The sequence below is a fragment of the Haloferax profundi genome, assembly GCF_001469865.1.
GTDB classification, from domain to species: Archaea; Halobacteriota; Halobacteria; order Halobacteriales; family Haloferacaceae; genus Haloferax; species Haloferax profundi.
This window is the reverse complement of record NZ_LOPV01000299.1, coordinates 1-1,068: the sequence shown is the minus strand read 5'-3', so window position 1 is coordinate 1,068 and position 1,068 is coordinate 1. Positions and strand designations below refer to the sequence as shown.

Sequence of the window (1,068 nt, the reverse complement as noted above, 5' to 3'; positions counted from 1 at the left end):
AGCGTTCGTCGCCGATAAGCGTGGGTGGGCCTCGATCGGCCAGCTTGCACACATCGGGCTACGTGTGGACGCGGAACGTAAGGGGACTCGTGCATGAGTACTCGAGAAGAATTGAAGATGCACCTCACACAAGCTTTGACCCGTGCTGATGAACCAGAGGTGCAAGCGCATCTGCATGCTGCGTTGGAGTCCTGCGGGGAATTACCGCCGACGCCGTTAGTGGAGTGTCCTGTGTGTGAGATAGTGGGGTTGCCAGAGCGGATTGAGATGCACAATTGTAGAGTTTAGAAGTTATCGGCCATACGAGCAGAATTCAACCGATATGACACTACGGTCGGAATAAACTAGCGATGATTTACTTCAGCTGTAGGTAGAGCTACCACCGATTAAGGGAAAAGAATCAAAGTTTCTTTTGAGAGAGACCACGCATTAGGGACTTATTGCTATTCGAAAAAGGACTCGCTACTTTGACGTGGCTTAAGTTCTGTTTTTTTCCTTCCTCACGCTCTTTGTTTTCCCGCTCTTGTACTTCCTCACGCTCTTTGTTTTCCCGCTCTTGTATTTCTCGCAAGCGTGAAGCTCTCTGCTCTAGATTAATTTCTTCACCAAACTTTTTGATGACGGCTAGTCTAAACATTTTTTCAGTGCTGGCTCCAACAGGGTAAGTTCTATATGTTATTTTGACAAGGAATGCCTGGTTCACAGTTTCCTGTATTGGTGTATCAAATCTAACTGTAACTTCACTGATCTCGTTCATACGAGGGGAAAGTTTCGTACTCCCCTCACGCGATGAAACAACAACTATTGCTCGCTCGCCTTTGCCCCCATCTCCGGTAAGATTCAAAATGGGAATATTCTCGTCTCCGAAGTGAGTGTACTGTTCATACATGATTGTGAATGGTATATGACTATTATGGCATCACTTCAATTTTTCTGAAATATCGGAAGTTTTGAAAGTAGTGAGAAGCGACTATGAATATATAAACACGTGAATGACAGAACTGTTCGTAATTATTGAACACCAGCCTGACCGACCCCAATTGTAGATAGGTCGGTCAGAGGGTGAAC

Annotated in this window: 1 protein-coding gene; it reads right to left on the bottom strand. The window is 45.6% G+C overall.

Features of this window, described 5'->3' with window-relative positions:
* Positions 1-400: 400 nt before the first annotated feature.
* Positions 401-889: a hypothetical protein gene (locus AUR66_RS12590; protein WP_157533095.1), complete on the bottom strand. Its 489-nt coding sequence runs from the start codon at positions 887-889 to the stop codon at positions 401-403.
* Positions 890-1,068: the final 179 nt, after the last annotated feature.

Excerpts from the sequence above, each read along its gene's own strand:
- AUR66_RS12590 (WP_157533095.1), bottom strand. The coding sequence starts at position 889 with ATGTATGAACAGTACACTCACTTCGGAGACGAGAATATTCCCATTTTG.